Source organism: Glaciimonas sp. GG7 (assembly GCF_052976905.1).
Window position 1 is genome coordinate 1 of sequence record NZ_JBRIIQ010000253.1, and the last position, 276, is coordinate 276.

The 276-nt window shown below is 39.1% G+C and carries 1 protein-coding gene; it reads left to right on the forward strand.

Annotated elements, in window-relative coordinates; translation table 11 throughout:
• Positions 1 to 276, forward strand: a 276-nt coding sequence (locus ACVBEF_RS21400) for a nitrilase-related carbon-nitrogen hydrolase (RefSeq protein WP_447125906.1), incomplete at both ends; no start/stop codon positions are given.

Sequence of the window (276 nt, forward strand, 5' to 3'; positions counted from 1 at the left end):
TTTGTATAACACCGCCGCGGTCATTGACGCAGACGGAAAATATTTAGGAAAATACCGCAAAAATCATATTCCACAAACTGGCGGATTTTGGGAGAAATTTTTCTTTAAACCAGGAAATTTAGGTTATCCCGTTTTTCAAACTAAATATGCTAAAATTGGTGTTTACATTTGCTACGACCGTCATTTTCCCGAAGGCGCAAGAGCATTGGGTTTAAACGGCGCCGAAATCGTTTACAATCCTTCCGCAACAACAGTTGGTCAATCTCAAAATTTATG